The organism is Chryseobacterium sp. FH1 (assembly GCF_000735135.1).
In the GTDB taxonomy this organism is placed as follows: Bacteria; Bacteroidota; Bacteroidia; order Flavobacteriales; family Weeksellaceae; genus Epilithonimonas.
In genome coordinates, this window is record NZ_JPLZ01000005.1 from 18,380 (window position 1) to 40,230 (window position 21,851).

The 21,851-nt window shown below is 37.4% G+C and carries 21 protein-coding genes; 11 read left to right on the plus strand and 10 right to left on the minus strand.

What is annotated here, in order from left to right; genetic code table 11:
• The first annotated feature begins 3 nt into the window (after window positions 1-3).
• From IO90_RS05830 to IO90_RS05855, 6 genes are all read left to right on the plus strand, one after another.
• On the plus strand, window positions 4-1,398 hold the full coding sequence (locus tag IO90_RS05830; RefSeq protein WP_034964946.1) for a bifunctional UDP-3-O-[3-hydroxymyristoyl] N-acetylglucosamine deacetylase/3-hydroxyacyl-ACP dehydratase: 1,395 nt from the start codon (window positions 4-6) through the stop codon (window positions 1,396-1,398).
• A 3-nt stretch (window positions 1,399-1,401) separates the two neighbouring features.
• Window positions 1,402-2,190: an acyl-ACP--UDP-N-acetylglucosamine O-acyltransferase gene (gene lpxA / locus IO90_RS05835; RefSeq protein ID WP_034964947.1), complete on the plus strand. Its 789-nt coding sequence runs from the start codon at window positions 1,402-1,404 to the stop codon at window positions 2,188-2,190.
• Window positions 2,191-2,217: 27 nt separating this feature from the next.
• Entirely contained in the window at window positions 2,218-2,781 is a 564-nt protein-coding gene (gene efp / locus IO90_RS05840; RefSeq protein ID WP_034964948.1) for an elongation factor P, read from the plus strand.
• Window positions 2,782-2,982: 201 nt separating this feature from the next.
• Complete coding sequence (locus tag IO90_RS05845; RefSeq protein WP_034964950.1) at window positions 2,983-3,885, plus strand: LpxD N-terminal domain-containing protein; 903 nt, start codon at window positions 2,983-2,985, stop codon at window positions 3,883-3,885.
• Window positions 3,886-3,994: 109 nt separating this feature from the next.
• Window positions 3,995-4,867, plus strand: coding sequence for a succinate--CoA ligase subunit alpha (gene sucD, locus IO90_RS05850; RefSeq protein ID WP_034964951.1), 873 nt, complete (start codon window positions 3,995-3,997; stop codon window positions 4,865-4,867).
• A 105-nt stretch (window positions 4,868-4,972) separates the two neighbouring features.
• Window positions 4,973-5,626: a porin family protein gene (locus tag IO90_RS05855; protein ID WP_034964952.1), complete on the plus strand. Its 654-nt coding sequence runs from the start codon at window positions 4,973-4,975 to the stop codon at window positions 5,624-5,626.
• Between the two features lie 51 nt (window positions 5,627-5,677).
• Here the strand turns inward: IO90_RS05855 and recA are convergent, their stop codons facing one another.
• The 4 genes from recA to pfkA form a co-directional block, all read right to left on the minus strand.
• A complete protein-coding gene (gene recA, locus IO90_RS05860) occupies window positions 5,678-6,679 on the minus strand; it encodes a recombinase RecA (RefSeq protein WP_034964953.1) in 1,002 nt (333 codons plus the stop codon).
• 90 nt (window positions 6,680-6,769) lie between these two features.
• On the minus strand, window positions 6,770-7,966 hold the full coding sequence (locus tag IO90_RS05865) for an oxygenase MpaB family protein (protein WP_034964954.1): 1,197 nt from the start codon (window positions 7,964-7,966) through the stop codon (window positions 6,770-6,772).
• 116 nt (window positions 7,967-8,082) lie between these two features.
• Window positions 8,083-9,087: a type I glyceraldehyde-3-phosphate dehydrogenase gene (gap, locus tag IO90_RS05870; RefSeq protein WP_034964956.1), complete on the minus strand. Its 1,005-nt coding sequence runs from the start codon at window positions 9,085-9,087 to the stop codon at window positions 8,083-8,085.
• A gap of 56 nt (window positions 9,088-9,143) precedes the next feature.
• A complete protein-coding gene (pfkA, locus tag IO90_RS05875) occupies window positions 9,144-10,130 on the minus strand; it encodes a 6-phosphofructokinase (RefSeq protein WP_034964957.1) in 987 nt (328 codons plus the stop codon).
• A 201-nt stretch (window positions 10,131-10,331) separates the two neighbouring features.
• On the opposite strand from pfkA, the gene IO90_RS05880 reads away from it, so the two are divergent.
• Window positions 10,332-11,258 (plus strand): malate dehydrogenase, encoded by a 927-nt coding sequence (locus IO90_RS05880; RefSeq protein ID WP_034964959.1) that lies wholly within the window; start codon window positions 10,332-10,334, stop codon window positions 11,256-11,258.
• Between the two features lie 54 nt (window positions 11,259-11,312).
• Here the strand turns inward: IO90_RS05880 and IO90_RS05885 are convergent, their stop codons facing one another.
• The 3 genes from IO90_RS05885 to IO90_RS05895 all read right to left on the minus strand — a co-directional run bounded on the left by IO90_RS05885 (window position 11,313) and on the right by IO90_RS05895 (window position 13,292).
• Window positions 11,313-11,702 (minus strand): RidA family protein, encoded by a 390-nt coding sequence (locus IO90_RS05885; protein ID WP_034964960.1) that lies wholly within the window; start codon window positions 11,700-11,702, stop codon window positions 11,313-11,315.
• A gap of 64 nt (window positions 11,703-11,766) precedes the next feature.
• Window positions 11,767-12,342: a Crp/Fnr family transcriptional regulator gene (locus IO90_RS05890; protein WP_034964961.1), complete on the minus strand. Its 576-nt coding sequence runs from the start codon at window positions 12,340-12,342 to the stop codon at window positions 11,767-11,769.
• 47 nt (window positions 12,343-12,389) lie between these two features.
• Window positions 12,390-13,292 (minus strand): NAD(P)/FAD-dependent oxidoreductase, encoded by a 903-nt coding sequence (locus tag IO90_RS05895; RefSeq protein ID WP_185094382.1) that lies wholly within the window; start codon window positions 13,290-13,292, stop codon window positions 12,390-12,392.
• 125 nt (window positions 13,293-13,417) lie between these two features.
• Between IO90_RS05895 and IO90_RS05900 the strand changes: the two genes are divergently transcribed.
• Entirely contained in the window at window positions 13,418-13,792 is a 375-nt protein-coding gene (locus tag IO90_RS05900) for a Fur family transcriptional regulator (RefSeq protein WP_034964965.1), read from the plus strand.
• A 12-nt stretch (window positions 13,793-13,804) separates the two neighbouring features.
• On the opposite strand, the gene IO90_RS05905 is transcribed toward IO90_RS05900, so the two are convergent.
• Together IO90_RS05905 and IO90_RS05910 are read right to left on the minus strand one after the other, a co-directional pair.
• Window positions 13,805-14,872: a tetratricopeptide repeat protein gene (locus tag IO90_RS05905; RefSeq protein ID WP_034964966.1), complete on the minus strand. Its 1,068-nt coding sequence runs from the start codon at window positions 14,870-14,872 to the stop codon at window positions 13,805-13,807.
• Between the two features lie 16 nt (window positions 14,873-14,888).
• Window positions 14,889-15,452, minus strand: coding sequence for a DUF4256 domain-containing protein (locus IO90_RS05910; RefSeq protein ID WP_034964968.1), 564 nt, complete (start codon window positions 15,450-15,452; stop codon window positions 14,889-14,891).
• A 127-nt stretch (window positions 15,453-15,579) separates the two neighbouring features.
• On the opposite strand from IO90_RS05910, the gene IO90_RS05915 reads away from it, so the two are divergent.
• From IO90_RS05915 to IO90_RS05925, 3 genes are all read left to right on the plus strand, one after another.
• Window positions 15,580-17,730, plus strand: coding sequence for an outer membrane beta-barrel protein (locus tag IO90_RS05915; RefSeq protein ID WP_034964969.1), 2,151 nt, complete (start codon window positions 15,580-15,582; stop codon window positions 17,728-17,730).
• Window positions 17,731-18,055: 325 nt separating this feature from the next.
• Complete coding sequence (gene pafA, locus IO90_RS05920) at window positions 18,056-19,702, plus strand: alkaline phosphatase PafA (protein WP_034964970.1); 1,647 nt, start codon at window positions 18,056-18,058, stop codon at window positions 19,700-19,702.
• A 147-nt stretch (window positions 19,703-19,849) separates the two neighbouring features.
• On the plus strand, window positions 19,850-20,620 hold the full coding sequence (locus IO90_RS05925; protein WP_034964972.1) for a TIGR02757 family protein: 771 nt from the start codon (window positions 19,850-19,852) through the stop codon (window positions 20,618-20,620).
• A gap of 154 nt (window positions 20,621-20,774) precedes the next feature.
• Here IO90_RS05925 and IO90_RS05930 read toward each other — a convergent pair whose 3' ends face one another.
• A complete protein-coding gene (locus IO90_RS05930) occupies window positions 20,775-21,656 on the minus strand; it encodes a polysaccharide deacetylase family protein (protein ID WP_034964973.1) in 882 nt (293 codons plus the stop codon).
• Window positions 21,657-21,851: the final 195 nt, after the last annotated feature.

The window sequence follows — 21,851 nt, forward strand, 5'->3', positions numbered from 1 at the left end:
ACAATGAGTGATAAACAAAAAACAATCAGCGAAGAAATCAAACTTTCGGGTATTGGTCTTCACACAGGTAGAGAAGTTAATCTTACCATCAAACCGGCTAAGGAAAACACCGGATTCGTATTCGTAAGAACAGACCTAGAAGGTCATCCTCAGGTAGAGGCTGACGTCAATTATGTAACCACTACAGAAAGAGGAACCACTCTGGAAAAGTTAGGGGTCAAAATCCACACTTGCGAGCATCTTTTGGCTGCTTTGGTCGGGATGGATATTGATAATGCCTTCCTTGAAATGAACAGCGCAGAGCCTCCAATCTTGGATGGTTCTTCCAAATATTTTGTAGAAGCTATCGAAAAAGCGGGTGTTAAGGAACAAGATCTTGCAAGAGAATATCTTGTAGTGAAGGAAGTGATGAACTACATAGATCCTTCAACAGGTTCCGAGATCACAGTCATTCCTGCAGACGATTACGAAATTACAACAATGGTAGATTTTGGGACCAAAGTTCTTGGAACCCAAAATGCCAGTATGAAAAACCTGACTGAGTTCAAAGAAGAGATTGCACCGGCGAGAACATTCAGTTTCTTGCACGAGTTGGAGCAGCTTTTGGATGCGAATCTTATCAAAGGAGGCGATATCAGCAATGCCATCGTTTATGTTGATAAAGAACTGACGCCGGAAACCACAGAAAAACTGAAATTAGCTTTCGGTAAAGACGAAGTTTCTATCCGTCCAAACGGAATCCTAGATAATCTTACCCTTAACTTCCCAAATGAAGCTGCCCGTCACAAACTATTGGACGTGATTGGAGATTTGGCTTTGGTTGGTGTTAGAATCAAAGGTAGAGTGATTGCCAACAAGCCTGGACACTTTGTAAATACGCAGTTCGCGAAAAAACTTAACAGACAATACAAATTGCAAAAAAGAAAAAATGTTCCTGATTTTGATTTGAAAGCAGAACCTGTTTTTGACATCAATGGCATTATGAAATTATTGCCTCACAGACCGCCGTTTCTTTTGGTTGATAAGATTTTACAATTGTCAGAGACCCACGTGGTTGGACTGAAGAATGTTTCTATGAACGAGCCCTTTTTCGTAGGTCACTTCCCGAAAGAACCAGTAATGCCGGGCGTTTTGCAAATCGAAGCGATGGCTCAGGTTGGTGGGATCTTGGTTTTGGCAAATGTTCCAGATCCGGAAAATTACTCCACTTACTTTGTGAAGATGGACAACGTGAAATTCAAGAAAAAAGTAGTTCCAGGAGATCAGCTGATATTCAAAATTGAATTGATAGAGCCGATCAGAAGAGGAATCGTACATATGCAGGGTTACGGTTATGTAGGAGACAGCGTAGTTGTAGAAGCTGAGTTGATGGCCCAAGTTGCAAAAACAAAAAATTAATTTATGATTCACCAGCTTACGGCAGTAGATCCTCGCGCAAAGATTGGCAAAAATGTTACCATAGAACCATTCACAACCATTGGCGCCAACGTTACAGTTGGTTCTGACACTTGGATTGGTCCTAATGTGACCATCATGGAAAATGTAAAGATTGGCAAAAATTGCAAGATTTTTCCTGGAACCGTGATTGGTGCAGTTCCACAGGATCTTAAATTTGATGGTGAAGACACTCAGGTGATTATCGGCGACGGTACTACGCTTAGAGAATGTGTTACCATCAACAGAGGTACAAAAGCCTTAGGATATACAAAAATTGGAAACAATTGTTTGATCATGGCAACTTCCCACGTAGCACACGACTGCATCGTAGGTGACAATGTCATCATTGCAAATGGTTGCGGTATAGCAGGGCACGTTGAGATCGGAGATTTTGTGGTAATGGGCGGACTTTCTGCCGTACAACAATTTGGAAAGATCGGAAAACACGTGATGATCTCTGGAGGTTCATTAATAAGAAAGGATATTCCACCATACGTAAAGGTAGCGAGAGAACCAATTTCTTACGCCGGAATCAACTCTGTAGGATTGAGAAGAAGAGGTTTTACCAATGACAAAATTTTTGAGATCCAAAAAATCTACAGAGCGATTTTCCAAATGAAAATGAATACCACTCAAGCAATTGAATTCATTGAGAAAGAGATGCTTCCAACAGTGGAAAGAGATGAGATCATCCAGTTCATCCAAAACTCTCCAAGAGGAATTGTAAAAGGATACGGATCCAACAAAGAATAAAAAATAATACAAGTTTATATATAACTAATGGCAACAAGCAACGATATTAGAAAAGGACTTTGCATCGAATTCAGCAATGATATTTTCAAAGTGATCGAGTTTCTACATGTGAAACCAGGAAAAGGTCCTGCTTTCGTAAGAACGAAATTGAAATCTGTAACAAACGGAAAAGTTTTAGATAACACATTCTCCGCAGGTCACAAGATCGACGAAGTAAAAGTGATCACAAGAAAATTCCAGTATCTGTATGATGACGAGAATGGATTCCACTTTATGAACAACGACGATTTCTCTCAGCTTTACCTTGATAAAGAAATGATTGAAAACGCACAGTTTATGAAAGCTGGAGAAGAGATCACGATCATATTGAAAGAAGCAGACGAATCTCCACTTTCTGCGGAACTTCCACAATCAGTTTATTTGGAAGTAGTAGAAGCTGATCCAGGCGTGAAAGGAAACACAGCGACCAACGCACTGAAAAATGCGATCGTAGAAACAGGCGCTAGAGTAATGGTTCCATTATTCATCGAGCCAGGCGACAAGATCAAGATCAGTACAGAGGACGGTTCTTACCTTGAAAGAGTAAAATAAAACAAAATATAGGATGGAAGTCTGAAGTTGATCTTCACACTTCCATTTTTATTTTAAAACCAAATAATTATTAGGGCAGCTTTATCCGCCTTCCGTTCCCTCCCGATTTTACATCGGGATCCGCTCAGGTCGGGCTGCAGATTCGTATCTATAAGGACGATTTCCATCTAATATCAAATGTCTAAATTCTAACATCCAACTATGACATTCAATCAACCACAACAGCTCAAAACAATTGCTGACATTATCAATGCAAAATACATTGGTCCAGAAGACTTCCAAGTTTTAGGAACCAATGAGATCCATATGGTGAAAGCAGGTGAAATAGTTTTTGTAAACCATCCCAAATATTACGACAAAGCGCTCAATTCCGACGCGACAATTATTTTGATCGACAAAGAAGTAGATTGTCCGGAAGGCAAAGCACTTTTGGTTTCCGATGATCCATTCCGAGATTTTAATAAAATCAATACACACTTTACAAGGATCTCGAATTTCAAAGAAGAACTTCACGACATCGAAGTGGGAGACGGAACCTTCATCCATTCATCTGTTGTACTCGGAAATCAAATCAGAATAGGAAAGAACTGTCATATTTTCCCGAATGTTGTGATTGGTGACAGAACAATTATTGGTGATAATGTCATTATCCAAGCCAATACAGTTTTGGGAGGCGACGCATTTTATTACAGAAAACTCGATGGCAATTTCGACAGATTGATTTCTGTAGGAAACGTTGTTATTGGAAACAATGTGGAAATCGGAAACGGTTGTACGATTGACAGAGGCGTCACAGATTCTACGACCATTGGCGAAGGTTCTGTTTTAGACAATCAAATTCAAATTGGGCACGACACAATTATTGGTAAAAAATGTCTCATCGCTTCCCAAACGGGAATTGCAGGATGTTGTATCATCGAGGATGAAGTGACGATTTGGGGACAAGTTGGAATGGCTTCTGGCGTTAGAATTGAAAAGGGAACAGTTCTTCTTGCAAAAGTTGGCGTTAACAGAGATTTGAAAAAAGGAACTTATTTCGGACCAATTGCTGAAGAATTTCGAGATTACCTTAGAAAGGAAGTCAAAATCAAAAATCTGAAGTAAATCATATTTTATTAATCTAAAAAATTAATGATTACAAGAAATTTTTGGATTATTATCGTTATTTTTGCGAATAACAAAGTTTTATAAAATCAATAAATTACAATAAAAAATGTCAGTATTAGTAAACAAAGATTCTAAAGTTATCGTACAAGGATTTACAGGTAACGAAGGTACTTTCCACGCAGGTCAAATGATCGATTACGGAACCAACGTTGTTGGTGGTGTAACTCCAGGAAAAGGAGGTTCTGAGCACCTTGGTAAGCCGGTTTTCAATTCTGTGGCAGAAGCTGTGGAGAAAGCAGGAGCTAATGTGAGTATTATTTTCGTGCCGCCTGCATTTGCTGCAGATGCTGTAATGGAAGCTGCTGAGGCAGGTATCAAAGTTATTGTATGTATCACAGAAGGGATTCCTGTTGCTGATATGGTAAAAGTTAAGGATTACATCCAAGACAGAGACGTTCGTTTGATCGGGCCAAACTGTCCAGGTATCATCACTTCAGACGAAGCTAAGATTGGGATTATGCCAGGTTTCGTTTTCAAAAAAGGAAAAGTTGGTATCGTTTCAAAATCTGGAACTTTAACTTACGAAGCGGCAGATCAAGTTGTGAAAGCTGGTTTCGGAGTTTCTACAGCGATCGGAATTGGTGGAGATCCAATTATTGGAACTACAACTAAAGAAGCTTTGGAATTGTTCATCAACGATCCAGAAACTGAGGCAGTTGTAATGATCGGTGAGATCGGTGGATCTTTGGAAGCTGAGGCTGCAAGATGGTACAAAGCGAGTGGTTCTACAAAACCAGTTGTAGGTTTTATCGCAGGACAAACTGCTCCAAAAGGTAGGACAATGGGTCACGCAGGTGCAATTGTAGGCGGAGATGATGATACAGCACAAGCAAAAATGGCTATTATGGCAGAAAACGGAATTCACGTTGTAGATTCTCCAGCAGAGATTGGAGTAACTGTAGCAAAAGTTCTAGCATAATAAATTGATCAAAAATCTTTTATTAAATATATTTTGAGAAGCTCTATCTGAGCTTCTCATTTTTTTTATTTAAATTTGAACCAGAAATATTTTAAACACACACACATGAAAAAAATCCTTTTTGCATCTCTAATTTTCTCTTCTTTATTTTCTCAGGCACAACTTGATCTCAGGTCAACTGAATTCGGTTTGGTTGCAGGAGGAACCTATTCCAGAGTTAGAAACGCGCACAATCCTTCGGGAGCCAGAATTTCAGTTTTGGGAGGTGTGACGGCTCAGGCACCAATTGGCAATGCGGAACAATATTACCTTCAAATGGAAGTCTTGTATTTTGGAGCGGGAGAATCAGGAAAGTCGAAGGATGCAAAAGGCAGACCTGGCTATGATGCTGTTTATGCCAATAATTATCTAAGTGTTCCTTTTAATTTCAAAGCTTATTTTTCCGAAGCAGAATCCGAATTTTATGGATTGATAGGTCCGAGATTTAATTTCTTGATCGATCAAAAGGTGAAGAATACCAATAAGCAGGAATATGAAAAAGATAGCTACGGTAAAGCCAATCCATTTAATCTAGGAATTGGTGCAGGTGTAGGATTTAGTTATAAAAGACAATTAGAATTGGCTTTGAAATATGATATCGGATTGTCAAATGCATATCCTGATTTGAAAAATAGTCCATCTGAGGCAGGTTATGCAGGAACTGCTAAGAAAAAATCAGAACAAGTGATAAGCTTAGGACTCACTTACTTCTTCAAATAAATAACAAAAGGCTGTGAATTTTCACAGCCTTTGTTTTTGTCAAATTTTATTTTATTTGTTCTTTATGATCTCTCTGATTTTTCCTTCAATCTCTTCAGAAAGTTCAGGATTGTCTTTCAAAACGTCTTTCACAGCATCACGACCTTGGCCCAATTTTGTGTCTTCGTAGCTGAACCAAGATCCACTTTTCTTAACTACAGCAAGATCTACTGCAGTATCCAGGATTTCTCCAGATTTAGAAATTCCTTCACCGTACATAATGTCAAATTCAGCCATTTTGAAAGGTGGCGCTACTTTGTTTTTCACAACCTTTACTTTTACACGGCTTCCAACGGCTTCGTCACCATTCTTGATTGGTGCACTTGCTTTTCTAATGTCAATTCTTACAGAAGCATAGAATTTCAACGCGTTTCCACCAGTTGTCGTTTCTGGATTTCCAAACATCACACCGATCTTCTCACGAAGCTGGTTGATGAAGATCACGGTACATTTTGTTCTTGAGATTGAACCGGTCAATTTTCTCAAAGCCTGAGACATCAATCTTGCGTGAAGACCCATTTTAGAATCTCCCATTTCACCTTCGATCTCTGCTTTCGGCGTCAATGCGGCAACGGAATCGATTACCACGATATCAATTGCGCCTGATCTGATCAAATTGTCTGCAATCTCTAACGCTTGCTCACCATTGTCTGGTTGAGAGATGATCAAGTTTTCAAGATCCACACCCAATTTTGCAGCGTAGCTTCTGTCGAATGCGTGCTCTGCATCTATGAAAGCTGCAATTCCACCAGTTTTTTGAGCTTCTGCGATTGCGTGTAAGGTCAAGGTTGTTTTACCGGAAGATTCTGGTCCGTAGATTTCGATTACTCTTCCTCTTGGGTAGCCACCAACACCTAAAGCCAGGTCAATTCCCAATGAACCTGATGGAATTACTTCTATCGTGTGGTCCACAGAATCCTCGCCCAAAGTCATCACGGTTCCTTTTCCGTAGGTTTTATCTAGTTTTTCCAGCACCAGTTGTAGTGCTTTTTTCTTATCGTCGTTTGTACTCATTATGTCAAAAAATTATTCTCAAAAATACGGAATTTTAAAATCAAAATCCAATATTATTTTAGTTTACGCTTTTAATTTATCAATCGAAAATTAATGAAAATTTGAATTTTTTGTAATGTTCAAATAATCCGTCAGAACTTTCATTTGGTCTTTATTTCCCTTTTTAATACGTGCTTCTCGGCTGATTGTTTTTTCATAGATTTTGTTGAAAATCTTTTTTGAAACAGGAAATAGGTTTTTGTTTTTCACTTTCGGAATTTCCAATCTTTCACAAACTTCATTGTCTAATAAAAACCAAGTGCAACAGATGTGCAGATAACGTAGGTTTCGCCTTTGAAAATCAAATTTAAGGATTGGATTTTCCAAAGATTCATTTAATAAAGAATGTGCTAATAAAACGGAATCTTTGTCCGCTGATGGTTGCACAGAAGTCCATAGAAAGAAATATTCTGTCGCTTGCTTTTTGTCATCGGGTAGAAGTTCCTCTGGAATTTCCAATAAATAGCCGACATATCTCCAAAGGTGAAAGAGGCCTTTTTCCTCTTGCTCAGAAAAGGTGTTTCCCAATTTTTTCAAACTGTATAAAAACACCAGACTGAAACCGATGTAAGTTGCCATCATATCCCAAGAATTGATGGGTTCTCCCCAGTTTTTCGTATCCCAATTCTTATAATGTTTCTTGATGGAAAGTCTTGCGTAGGAATGGATGAGTCTTGTTTTGATGGCAAATTCATAACCTTTTCGGTGGGTGAGAAGTGAGTCGGGTCGGGTAACATTAACCCAAAAATCCAATGTCTCTGATAAGCGTTTGACGGCACCTTTTTTAAGTGCCTCAGTTACAATCAATGGTTTGTTGAGATAAGCGTAATCGTAGCCACCAATCAAACAATAATCTCTCAAGGAAATCAAAGAATCCACATTGCAACGCATACAGAGTTCGGCGCCACTTTTTATCAATTCAAAATCTACCCAATCTGGAACTGACTGAGCTTGTCCAAAAAGTGATTTGACACTTTCTGGAACATCATCGTTTTCAGAAACGCCATTTCGGATATAATTTTCAATTTGTTTTGAAGCTTCAGGAAAGGATTGTGTGAAGTAAATGTCTTTGACGACTTCATCTCCAATTTCATCAACATCATAATAATATTTAGAAAATTTATCAAAATCTTTGAAGCTGACTTCTGCGCAGGAAAATTCTATGAGTTGTTTGCCGTTCCCGGTTTCCCAAAAGTTTTTGAAATGTGCTGAATCTCTGAATCGAGGTTGTAGAATTGATTTGTCCATCTAGGATAAAGTTACAATTATTGCTCCAAAATTGGACGGTGAGTTTTATCATTAATCAAAATAAAAAAACCTTCCAAAATGAATTGAAAGGTTTCAGTTTTATTGAAAGATTCAGATTACAAAGAAGCTGAATGTACAAGCATATCTGCCAATTTGTTAGAATAGCCCCATTCGTTGTCGTACCAAGATACTAATTTCACGAAAGTTGGGTTCAACATAATTCCAGCCTCTTTATCAAAGATAGAAGTTCTGGAATCGCTTACGAAATCCTGAGAAACTACAGCGTCTTCAGTGTATCCTAGGATACCTTTAAGGTCACCTTCAGATGCAGTTTTGATAGCTGCACAGATTTCTTCGTAAGAAGTTGGTTTGTCCAATTTAACAGTTAAATCTACCACAGAAACGTCAGCAGTTGGAACTCTGAAAGACATTCCAGTCAATTTCCCGTTAAGAGAAGGGATTACTTTTCCTACCGCTTTTGCAGCACCTGTAGAAGAAGGGATGATGTTGTTCAATGCAGATCTACCACCTCTCCAGTCTTTTGCGGATGGTCCATCTACAGTTTTCTGAGTTGCAGTTGTAGCGTGTACAGTTGTCATAAGACCTTCTGCAATCCCGAAGTTATCGTGGATCACTTTTGCCAAAGGTGCAAGACAGTTTGTAGTACAAGATGCGTTTGAGAAGATTGCGATGTCGCTGGTCAATTCTTTGTGGTTTACACCCATTACGAACATTGGCGTATCATCTTTTGGTGGTGCAGAAAGGATTACTTTCTTAGCTCCAGCGTTGATATGAGCTTGTGCAGTTTCTTTAGATAAGAATAAACCTGTAGATTCTACGATGTATTCTGCACCTACTTCATTCCATTTTAGGTTGTTAGGATCTTTCTCAGCAGTTACACGGATTGTTTTTCCGTTTACCACAAGGTTGTTACCTTGAACTGATACTTCTCCTTTGAACGTTCCGTGAACTGAATCGTATTTTAGCATATAAGCCATGTATTCTGCATCGATAAGGTCATTGATCCCTACAACTTCGATGTTTTCTCTTTCAGTCATTGCTCTGAATACCAAACGTCCGATTCTCCCGAACCCGTTGATTCCTACTTTAATTGTTGACATATTATTTAAAATATTAAGGTTTTTTTATTACTATAAATTTACGAAAAAATAAGGAATTACATCGCTAAAATCTCAGCAATTTTAAGCAAATCTTTATCTATCTCATTGTGTTTTTTGATGGCTTCTTCGATTGGTGTGTACACGATTTTGTTGGATTGCATTCCCACCATCACTTTGTTTTTTCCTTCCATCAATCCGATTACAGCTCCGTAGCCAAGATTACTTGCAAGCACTCTGTCTGCGCAACTTGGTGATCCACCTCTTTGAATGTGACCCAAAATTGTAACACGGATATCGTAACTTGGAAATTCTTCTTTTGTTGCTTTTGCTAAGTCATAGATGCTGGCTAATTCTTCGCCTTCTGCAACAACTACGATGCTGGATGATTTTCCAACTTTCTCAGCTGTTCTGAAAGTGCTGAAAAGATCTTCCAAGCTGTCTTTTCTTTCTGGGATAAGGATGTCCAAAGCCCCAGTTGCGATGCCGCTGTTAAGAGCGATGAAACCTGCATCACGACCCATTACCTCTACAAAGAAAACTCTGTTGTGGGAAGTTGCAGTATCACGGATTTTGTCAATCGCGTCCATTGCTGTGTTGAGTGCAGTGTCATAACCAATTGTTTTATCTGTACCGAAAATATCGTTGTCGATAGTTCCAGGAACGCCAATTACCTTGATTCCAAATTCTTCATTGAAAACTTTCGCACCGGTAAAACTTCCGTCTCCACCAATACAAACCAATGCGTCTATACCCAGTTTTTGACATTGTTCAAAAGCTTTTTTACGGCCTTCCGGTGTCATAAATTCTTTGGATCTGGCAGATTTCAGAATCGTTCCGCCTTGGTTGATTATATTCTTAACGGAACGAGGTCCCATCTTTGTAACATCTCCTGCAATAAGACCGTTGTAACCCTCGCGGATTCCGTAGCAATCTATATTGAAATGATTTGCTGTTCGTACAACAGCTCTCAACGCAGCATTCATTCCTGGCGCATCGCCTCCGGAAGTCAAAACGGCAATTGACTTTATGTTGTTTTCTGACATATTTTTAATTTTTTTCAAAGCAAATTTACAAAATATGAATCACATTTGATTAAGGTGTCTATTATTGTGTCGCAAATTATATCATATGATAATGAATATCAAGATCAAAATATGATAAATGTTAGAATTATTTTTTTTTCCGCCTTTGGAAGTTTTATTATATTTACGGGCAATACAACAAAAACAATAAACAGATATATTATGAAAGTTACCGTAGTTGGCGCAGGCGCAGTAGGAGCTAGTTGTGCAGAATACATCGCCATGAAAGATTTTGCAGCAGAAGTTGTTTTGGTGGACATCAAAGAAGGTTTCGCAGAAGGTAAAGCAATGGATCTGATGCAGACAGCTTCTTTGAACGGTTTTGATACCAAAATCACTGGAACAACAGGAGATTACTCCAAAACTGCTGGTTCTAAAGTAGCCGTGATCACTTCTGGAATCCCAAGAAAACCGGGAATGACGAGAGAAGAATTGATTGGCATCAACGCTGGAATCGTGAAAGAGGTAACTCAAAACTTGGTAAAACATTCGCCAGACGTTATCATCATCGTGGTTTCCAATCCAATGGATACAATGGCATATTTGGTTCACAAAACATCGGGTCTTCCAAAAGAGAGAATCATCGGAATGGGCGGTGCTTTAGACTCTGCTAGATTCAAATACAGATTAGCAGAAGCGTTGGAGTCTCCAATCTCTGACGTTGATGGAATGGTAATCGCAGCGCATTCTGACACAGGAATGTTGCCACTTTTCAGCAAAGCTACCAGAAATGGTGTTCCAGTTTCAGAATTCTTGAACGATGAGCAAAAAGCTAATGTAATCGAAGAGACTAAAGTTGGTGGTGCAACCTTGACCAAATTATTAGGAACTTCTGCTTGGTACGCACCAGGCGCGGCGGTTTCTGTAATGGTTCAATCCATCCTCTGCGACCAAAAGAAAATGATTCCTTGTTCACTAATGCTTGACGGTGAATATGGTGAAAGCGACATCTGTCTTGGTGTTCCTGCGATCATTGGAAAAGATGGCGTTGAGAAAATCGTAAATATTACATTGACAGAAGAAGAAAAAGAGAAGTTTGCAGAAGCAGCACAAGCTGTAAGAGATGTGAATGGAGATTTGAAGTTTTAAGATTTCAAACTTTGATATAAAAACCATCCTTATTAATTAGGATGGTTTTTTAATTTATTTTACAACTGTGGCTTCCAATTCCACCTTCAAAGTTTCGAATAATGTTTTGACTTCCATCACGGTTGTTGCCTGTTGAATACCGTTTTCTACAATCCAGTTTTGGAGAACATCAAAGTTTTCGAACAATTCAGAATGCTCGGTGGTATAAACATTGAGACGAACGATGTTTTTCAATTCAAAATCGGATTTGTGGATAACCTTTTCGAGATTCTCCAAGGTTTTGATAAGTTGCGTGCGCATATCAGCATCACTTGATATTCCATCATCATCTATAGCAGTTTGCCCGGAAACAAAAAGCGTACTTTGTACATTCTTGACTTCCACAGCTTGTGCGTAATTTCTTGCATCCTGCCATTTCCAGGGATTAATGATTCTTTTTTCCATTTTAAATAATTTTAATGATGGAGCAAAGTTCCGCCGCTGCCCGAAATAGCTTGTGTGATGTACATCACATCTTTTTCGATTCCACAAAAAACCGACTCAAGGTCTCACGAGACAAGCCGAGATAATTAGCTAAGACCGTTTTCGGAATTCTTTGCAACAGGCTTGGATAGGAGTGTAGGAGCTGTTCATATTTTTCTTTTGCCGTATAAGTGAGTAAAGACAAGATTCTTTTCTGATTGGCAATATGTCCTCCAATTGCTTTTTTGAGGAAGAAATGTTCAAGTTTTGGAATCGCCTCATTAAGTTTTTGATAATCTGAAAATGACAGACAAAGCACTTCCGTATCTTCCAAACATTGCAAAAACTGCGTGGCTTTGCTCTCGGTGTAAAACGCCATATAATCCGTTTCCCACCAGTCTTCCATAGAAAAGGAGATGATATGTTCCTTTGCGTCGCGGTCTGTAACGTACAATTTCATCAAACCCGAAACAATGAAATAGACGTGGCTCACAGAATCATTTTCTTTGATGACTAAATCCTTTTTTCTATACTTTTTAGAATGAAAGCAGGAATCAATCAACTCAAATTCCTCGTCTGTGAGGGTGATTATTTTTTCGATGTGATTTCGCAGGATGTTCATTCCATTACGGTTTTGATTTGCGAATTTAAAGATTCAATTTTAATGGTCTAAAAAGATTCTGCTGTCAACTCTGCATTCACCATCGCACCTGCAAGATTGCCTGTGTAAACTGCATTGGCAACCGAACGCATCGGGCTGGAATTGTCACCGCAAGCCAATAATCCTGCAACATTCGTTTTTTGGAATTGGTCGATTTTGATGTGACCCATTTCCGTCATCTCGCAACCCATAGATTCGACAATGTCGGAATGTTGAGTGAAAGGAGACGGACCATAGACGACGTCAAAATTCAAAACTTTGCCATCGGATAAAATCAAGCTTTCTACCATTCCATTTTGATGTTTCAATTCCTCAATCTCGGTTTCGATGATTTGAATATTATTTTTAGTTAATTTTTCAAGTTGCTCATCGGTGAAATCGGCTTTTCCTCTTGTGAAAATCGTCAAATCTTTGGTCAGATTACTCACCAAAGAAATAATATGAAAACCACGCTCGCCATTAGCAATGATTCCCGTTTTTTTATTTTGAAATTCATAGCCGTGACAATAAGGACAATGGATTAACGAAATTCCCCAACATTCTTTGAAGCCTTTGATGTTTGGAACTTCATCTACGATTCCAGTTGCGAAAATCAATTTTTTGGATGAGAATTTCTCGCCGTTTTCAGTTGTGATTTCAAAACCATTTTCTGTTTTGATGCCTGCTGTCGCCAAACCTTCGTAAAACTCGACCGTCTTATATTTCTCAACTTGTTCTTTGGCAATTGTCGAAATTTCTTTCGGTGTTTTTCCGTCTTGAGTCAGGAAGTTTTGCGAATGTGGCGTCTGTGCATTGCAAGGTTTTCCACTGTCAATGACCAAAACTTTTCTTAATGACCTTCCCAATGACATTGCTGATGAAAGTCCTGCATAACTGCCTCCAATTATAATTACATCGTATCGATTTTCCATTTTAATTTTTCTATTTATATCCTTAATTAAAAGCTATTCGCCAAAAGCTAATTGCCAAAAGCCAATTATTTCTTGCCAAAGTTAAGATTAATTTCTATTATTGCAACAGAATCGCATTAATAAAAATGAAAAGAAGAAACACACCCGCAAAAGAAGCCGTCTTGAATCTACTGACGACCACCGGAAAGGCAATGAGCCAAGACGCCATCGAAGGAAAAATCAATCTGGAAATGGACAGAGCCACGATTTACAGAGTCTTAAATCGATTTTGCGAAGACGGAATTCTCCACAGGATTGTAGCGGAAGATGGAAAACAATACTTCGCTGTTTGTATCAAGTGTGATGAAAAAAAATTAGCCGACCATCATTTTCATTTCCGGTGCACGGTTTGTCAAACGATAGAATGTCTGCCGGTTCCAGTTCAGTTTTCTTTGCCAGCAAATTATCAAGTGGAAAGTGTTAATTGTGTGTTGACGGGCGTTTGTAGTGCTTGCCACTAAATTCAAATTTGGCTATTTGATTTGGTCTGAAATAAAGATGTTCTTTGAATCTATTTTCAACTCATTTCCGGATTTGGTGTACCATTCTACAAAACTATCATATTCATCTTTGTTTTTAGTTTGCCATTCTGCGAAAGCATTTTTATTAGCGATTTGGAATATATAATAATTGTATGCATCATAAACCTTATTTTCATCCATTGTTTTAAAATAGTTTAGTAAAACATTGGGAGCGTTTTTAATTTTTACATTTTGATATTCTTTAAGAAATTTTTTTCTCATTTGTACAAAATTATCATAAGTAAAGTCATTGTAATCCATCATTGCTACCACAAAACCATATGCGAAGTTCATACAAAGAGGCAAGGCTTTATTTTTTTCATATTTTTCAGCATCAATTATTGCGGGGCAAAATTCAGTTTTCTTTTGATTTTGTGATACGAAAAGCAAAGAGTTTTTATATCCTTCATATAACAGCTTGCTCATTTCCTGAGTTCTAGAAGTGGTTCGTTCAAGGTTCATAAAAATCTCACCATATATTAGTCCAGAGAGTCTATCATTTGTTTTCAAATAAATCTTTGCAACCCGATAATAGTTTGAGGGGTACATTGGTTCTACTTCAATTCCTTTTTCGTAAATTTTTATGGCTTCAATTGGTTTTGAAGATTCATACATTACTCCTTTTTCCAAATATAGCCTTCCAGATTTAGGAAATTTTTTAAGACCTTCATCATAGGTTTTAATTGCCATTGCAGAATCACCTTTGTAATCGTAATTGTTTCCCAATAGTTGATAATAATTGTCTTTAATATCTTTATAGTTTTTTATCTCAATCAATTTTTTTATTGCTCCATCATAATCTTTGCTATATGATTTTGCTAATGCTATTTCATACGGATAAGTATATTCCGAAGGGTCTACTTTTTCGCATTCTTCAAGAATTTTTATCGCTTCATTATATTTCTGTTCATCAATTAACTTCACTGCATCATAAACTTTTTCACATTTAAATGCTTTATTTTGAGCATAAATATTTATTGATAGAAAAATAAGTAGTACGAAATAATTTTTTGTTTTCATAATTTTAATTATTAATTCAAACCTTCAAAAAACCACGAAAACCTCTCGCCGAATAATACGATTCCGCACCATTGTGATAAAGGAAAACCGTGTTGTAACGCTTGTCGCAGAAAACTGCACCACCTAATTTTCGAATGTCTTCCGGCGTTTTCACCCAACTCGACGTTTTCAAATCAAAGTTTCCCAAGGATTGCAAATGGCGATATTGAGCTTCATCCAAAATCTCGATTCCGATTTCATTAGACAAATCTATGGCGCTATTTGCCGGTTTGTTTTCCTTTCGGGAATTCAATGCTTTTCGGTCATAGCAAAGGCTTCGTCTGCCTTTTGGACTTTCTGCGGAACAATCGAAAAAGAGATATTCGTCTGTTTTTTTATCATAACCAACAACATCTGGTTCGCCCTCGGTTCGTTCCATTTCATTAATTGACAAAAGTTTGTCTGGATTAGATTCCAATTTTTTCTGAACATCTTCCCAATTGATATTCTCGTGACGCACCGAATTTTTTTCAAAACGGGTTTTTAGAATATCAATCAATTCTGATTGTTCGTCTGGTGATAATTTATTTTTGATGCTCATTTTTTCAATGGTTTAGTTTTCAAAACGTTGCTTCAAATTTAATCAAAATAAATATTGATATTAAGAAAAATTGAAATTCCGATGTAACATTCCAGCTCCAATAGTTGTCTTATAAGAAAACTATGAAATGAGAATATTGTTTTCCTCTCTGGGATTACTCACAGCTACGCTTTTTTTAGCGCAAACTACAAATGATACCATCAAATCCAAAGAAATAGAATCCGTGACTTTGGTAGCCAGAAAACCAACCGTCGAAAACAAAGCCGACAGAACGGTCTTCAACGTCGCAAACAGCTCTATTCTTGCGGGAAATACAACTTGGGACATTGTAAGAATGACGCCTTTGGTGAGCATCGATAACAATGATAATGTAAAAGCAGAAGGCGAATCGGTGACGGTTTACATTAATGATAGAAAATCGGTTTTCACAGGTAAGGAACTTAAGGAATATCTTAAAACAATTCCTGCTGACAACTTGATGAAAATCGAGGTCATCACAAGTCCATCTTCACGTTATGAGGCTAGTGGTTCCGTCATCAACATCGTCTTGAAAAAACGTGATGATGAAGGTTTGAAAGGCAGTGTTTCCTTAACAAATACTCAAAACACCAAGAACAACCAGTACGGAAGTTTGAATCTGAATTACCACAAAAAGAACTTCACACAGACGTTCACAGGAAGTTACAGCGATAATGTTTTCATTAATAAAAATTCCAGCAGAAATACTTTTTATGCAAATAATTCCGTGAGTGAGATTGATTCTGAAAGTGCATACACAGGAAAAAATCCATCGTTTTCTTCAACTTCAGAATTTGAACTGAATGACAAAAATAACATTGGTCTTGTTCTAGAATATTTCCGAGGAAATCGTTCTTCGCAATCTGATTCTTTTGAAAACAATTTTCTGAATGATGTTTTGCTAAATTCTTTTTCGCAAAAAGTTCTAGGACGTACAAATAGTAATACTTTGGGAACCAATTTGTTCTATAAATATTATGATAAGGAGAAAAATAGGATTTTGGATGTTAATGTCGGAGTCAATTACGATTCTGAAAAAGGGACAACTGATTTTGCAAGAAAAAATGCCATAAACACAATTAGCGAACTCAGACATTTTGAAAATTACAATCAAAACCGAAACTATTTTGTAAAAGTAGATTACACGTCGCCATTGGGGAAAGATGGGAGTTTTGAAGCCGGTGGAAAAGCAAACTTTAATAATAATGTGATTCCAAATGATTATCTCGTAATTTCTAATAATGTTCAGTTGGCCAATGTGAATCATTTTCAGTACACGGAAAATCTTAATTCTGTTTACGCCAACTACAGCAAAAAGTTTTTTGATAAACTAGAAACGAGAATCGGACTTCGATACGAATATATTGATTATAAAATTCATCAAAACGGAACTGAAACCAGAAGAGAGTCTTATGGAACTTTGTTGCCGAATTTCTTGGTCAAATATGCTTTTACACCAAATTATGATTTGAGTTTGACTTATAATCACAATCTTTGGAGACCTTGGTATTCTGAGTTCAATGATTTTGAAATGCCAGGAAACAACGGATTTTTTTACCGAGGGAATGTAAACCTTTTACCAAATCCCAGCGATAGAATTGGGTTGAAATTCGGCATTCATAAAAAATATTTCCTCTCAGCGAGATATACTTTTACAGACCAAGATTATTGGACAAGTTACAGTCAGGAAACTCAAAACGGACTGGTGAAAACGATTTCATTTCCAGATAATTTCAAAGGGAAAGTGGAGAAATTCTATCTATCGGCAAACACTAATCAGAATTTCCTCAAAAATAAGCTGAATGTCAATCTAAGTTTAGGTTGGTCTTATACGGACAACAGCGATTTCAACACCAGAAACAAATTGGAAGGCGCGAACAATTATCTTAATTTCTTCTCAGGCTCCACCAATTTATCTTACACGAATTTATTTAATAAAAACATCAATATTAGCGCTTGGATGAGCATTGACAATCAGAATTATGGAAACTCTGTGGCCAATCAATACAACTTTTTCCACAACATTTCTGTCACAAAGATTTTCCCTGTTTCGCAAATCGAGACCAGTTTGCAGTTGATGAATATTTTCAAAAGACCATCGATGGATACGACAACTTTCAGCCAAATCGGTTCCTTTCAAAATACCAACAAATGGGATTGGTACGGCTTCTCGCTCACATTCGTCAAACGTTTCGGAAACCAAAAAGTAAAAGAAAATACCAAAACGGATGTGGAGAAAAACTCCGGCGGAAGCAAGTAGCAAATAGCAAATAGCAAATAGCAATTGGCAAATGGCTTTTGGCTGTTAGCTTTTGCAATTTATGTTATTGATTAGAACGGGCAGATTTGCTCGTTTTTTTTTATAATATAGCCTTCGACTCCGCTCAGGATGACAATGTTTGTATGATACTTTGAATCATTCAATGTCAGACTGAGCGGAGTCGAAGTCCTTTGTGCCTTAAAGCATCGACTTGAAAATTATTCATTGTGCCTTTGTGTTAAACTCTCAATCAAACTTTAATAAAATTTCACATTCCAAAACTTTTGAAAGCCGTAAATTTGGGCTCAATAAAAAGTAAAATTAAATGTTCAGAAAAATTAAGATTTTCGTTTTGGCGGTGGCTACATTCGGAAATGTAAATGCTCAGAAAACAAAAATCAATTCAGGAGAAAGACCAAAATTAGTGGTAGGATTAGTCGTTGACCAGATGCGTTGGGATTATCTTTACCGCTTCGAAAAGAAATTCGGGAAAGGCGGATTTCAAAGACTTCTGGGCGAAGGTTATTCTCTCAACAATGTTCATATTCCGTATATTCCTACGGTGACAGCGATTGGACATACGACAATTTATACAGGTTCTGTTCCGTCCATTCACGGAATTGCAGGGAATGATTGGCAAGACAAAGAAACTGGAAAAGATGTTTATTGTACGGCAGATGATGATATGAAACCAGTAGGAACAGATGATAAAAAACTGGGAAGTCATTCTCCGAAGAATTTATGGTCAACCACGGTGACAGACCAGTTGATGCTTGCCAGCAATTTCCGTTCAAAAGTAGTTGGTGTTTCTTTGAAAGACAGAGCCTCTATTTTGCCGGCTGGTCACAATCCAACGGGTGCATTTTGGTTTGATGATTCTTCTGGAAACTTCATCACGAGTTCTTATTATATGAAAGAATTACCGAAATGGGTCAAAGATTTCAATGCGCAAAAAGTGCCGGAAAAACTTTTAGCAAATGGCTGGCAAACAGTTTTGCCAATTTCTGAATATACAGAAAGTACAGAAGACAACGTCGCTTGGGAAAAACCAGTTGGATTTGCGGACGACCCTGTTTTTCCTTACAACAATCTTTTGGCAGATTATGCAACCAAAAAAGGCGTTATCAAAACAACACCCTTTGGAAATACTCTAACTTTGAAATTTGCGGAAAGCGCATTGGATAATTATGCTTTAGGGAAAAGTGCAGAAACAGATTTCTTAGCAATCAATCTTGCTTCGACGGATTATGTGGGACATTCTTACGGACCAAATTCCATTGAGGTTGAGGATACTTACATCAGATTGGACAGAGATTTGGCAACGTTTTTCAAAATGCTGGATGAGAAAGTAGGGAAGAATAACTATTTGCTTTTTCTTTCCGCAGACCACGGCGGTGCGCACGCAGAAGGATTTTTGAAAGCGAACAAAATTTTAGGCGGTTTCTTCGATGACGGAATGGAGAAAAATCTTGGTGAAGAATTGGAAAAGAAATATGCCAATTCCAAAATAATCAACGGAATCGACAATTACCAAATCTATCTAAATCAAAGTTTGATTAAAGAAAAAAAACTGGACGAAGAAGCCATCAAAACTACAATCATTGACAAACTGAACAAAGACCCAAGAGTTCTTTACGCAGTCGACTTGAAAAAAATCGGTTCTTCAGCAATTCCAGAACCAATCAAAACGAGAGCAATCAATGGTTACAACTGGCAAAGAAGTGGCGATATCCAAATCGTTTCGCACGACGGAATGTTACCAAACTACGCCAAAAAAGGAACGACTCACAGCGTTTGGAATTCCTACGATTCTCACATTCCATTGATTTTTATGGGCTGGGGAATCAAGCACGGCGAGAGCAATAAAGAATATAATATGACCGATATTGCGCCAACCGTTTCAGCATTACTTCACATCGAATTCCCAAGTGGAAACATTGGAAATCCAATTACAGAAGTGATTGGAAGATAAAATAGAAGTTAGAAGTTAGAATCTAGAAATTAGGTTTATTTTTAAATAAAATACAAAACCCAATATTGTCATTCAGTAGGAATCTAAACAGCCTTTGTCTAGATTCTTGCAGAATGACAATTTTTTTGCAGAAATTTGCAACTGATTATGAATTCAAAAGAAAAAGACATCTTCGATTTGCTCAATAAGAAAGCAGAACTCTACAATTCACCGGATTTCATAACCGATGACCCCATCCAGATTCCGCATCGTTTTTCTTTGAAACAGGATATTGAGATTGCTGGATTCTTGTCTGCAAGTATCGCTTGGGGAAATCGAAAATCAATCATCAATGATGCGAATAAAATGATGGAATTGATGGGAAATTCACCCTACGATTTTGTAATGAATTTCACAGAAAGTGATTTGGATGTGATTCCACAGAAAGCAATTCACAGAACTTTCAACCACGAAGATTTTATTTTCTTTCTAAGGAATTTCCGCCGGATTTATTCTCAGTTTGAAAGTCTGGAAGATGCATTTCTCATCAATGAAGATGAAACCAATTTCTATCATTCCATTGAACGATTCCGGAATCAATTCGTTTCAGAACAACACCGTGGACAGAAACACGTGAGTTCGCCTTATAAAAATTCGGCGTCGAAAAGATTGATTATGTTTCTGCGATGGATGGTTCGGAAAGATAAGAAAGGCGTTGATTTCGGCATTTGGGAAAACATTGACCCAAGGTTTTTATCTGTTCCTTTGGATGTTCATACCGCTAATATTTCCAGAAAATTAGGAATTTTAACTAGAAAACAAAACGATTGGAAAGCTGTTGAAGAATTGGATTTGATACTTCGAAAACATAATTCTGCTGACCCTGCGATTTATGATTTTGCCTTGTTTGGACTGGGTGTTTCTAAAGAGTTTGATTAAAATTAAAATCTCCTAGTTCATTAAAACTGGGAGATTTTTTTTATAAAGTTCTCTTATCGTGAATAGGTCTTCGACTCCGCTCAGACTGACATCGTGCAAATCGTAACATTTAAGAGATGTCAGTCTGAGCGGAGTCGAAGTGCTTTTCTATGGCTTATTTCAAAATATCATTAATGTTAGGATAATCAGATATTTTTCGGAACTCAAAACGATTGCTATTTTGTAGACCGGAAATAAACAAATCTAACTCCTTTACTGAATCATCATCCTGAAGATATTGATCGTGCGTCAGGAAAACCAAATGTCGGGAAGTCTTTTCCAAATCGTTGAAGAAGATGCTGTCGATCTTTTTGGACATTTCTTTGTGAGAACCTTTTAATTTCATTTGATTGTCGGGTTTCCATTCCAGATCCCAACCTACCAAAACATAGCCAGCCCTTTGCAGTTCGTCAGCGGAAGCTTTCGAGGTTTTGATGTCGGTTGCATTTATTTTTGCCGATCTCCAGATGTTTCTGCCGGGCGTTCTGGCGTATTTATTTTGAAATTTCAAACTGTCTTTTGCACGGTCAAAATCGTGAACGACATTTTCCGGATGTTTATAGAATTCGGAATATCGATTTTCTGCGTGCGAATAACTGTGATTTGAAAGTTCAACCAGCTTGTTTTCTTCCAAATTTTTAAGTCCTTTTCCTTGGGTTTTGCTGTCGTAAGCGTGCTTTCCAACCACGAAGGAGGTGATTGGAATCTGATGTTTGTTGATGATTTTCAAAAGATTTTCGGTTCCTTTGTTTGGGCCATCGTCAAAAGTGAGATAGATGTATCTTTTGTTTGGATCGTCTGGAACATCGGGTTTTGCGGAGATAACTTTTGCGGAATTGGGGACGATTTTATTGGCATTTGTTTCTTTTGATTGTTGTACCTGGTCTGTTTTCGAATTTTTATTACAGGATTTCAAAAAGAAAACTGCTGTGATCATTAATGTAGCAGTCCCAAGAAAAACCAAAATATTTGATCTTTCTGCAAAAGTTTTTTTCATTGTAGTTAAAGGAATTTGATATTGTTAAAAAATGTTAATAATGTTAAATTTTAATATCAAATTTTATACCGATTTTAATTAAAATATAAAATATTTATAAAATAATAATACTGATAATCAGTGTTTTATGATTTATTAAGACTTTTGTGCTTATAGGTTTAGATTATGTTAAATAATTGAACGGAAATTTTTTAA